At 41.8% G+C, this 529-nt stretch carries 1 protein-coding gene; it reads left to right on the top strand.

What is annotated here, in order from left to right; all coding sequences use genetic code 11:
• On the top strand, positions 1-529 hold a 529-nt coding region (locus tag CXF85_RS00080; RefSeq protein ID WP_157828989.1), incomplete at both ends, for a hypothetical protein.

Here is a 529-nt window from a genome sequence, read left to right as displayed (position 1 = left end):
AGGTCTAGATACCTTGACACTCGATACCGCTGGCCAAACGGTTACTATCGGCGACAATATTTCAGGCATTGAAACGGTTACCGGTACAGGCAGCAATACCTTAATCGCGAGTGATATTGATAATACTTGGTCAATAAACGCTAAAGACCAAGGTGTAATTAATTTCGGTTCATCGAATGAAGTTAACTTTGTTAACTTTGACAAGCTTACTGGTGGTAGCGAGGTAGATGATTTTACCTTGGCATTGATGGATAACATCACAGGCTTAATCAGTGGTGGTGCAGGCCTTGATACCTTAAAACTTACCACAGCTAGCCAGTCGGTTGTTATCGGTACAGACATTTCAGCTATTGAAACCGTTACCGGAACAGGCAGTAACGAATTTACCGCAAGTAATATCGCCAATACGTGGTCAATAACAGCTACCAACCAAGGTGTGATTAATGACGGCACGGTTGATGAAGTTAACTTTGTTAATTTTAATAACCTAACGGGCGGAACAGGAAATGATGATTTTGTTATTGGCGCT

The organism is Colwellia sp. 75C3, from assembly GCF_002836255.1.
Taxonomy (GTDB): domain Bacteria; phylum Pseudomonadota; class Gammaproteobacteria; order Enterobacterales; family Alteromonadaceae; genus Colwellia.
The sequence above is the reverse complement of the archived record's forward strand: the minus strand, read 5'-3'. Positions and strand labels throughout refer to the sequence as shown.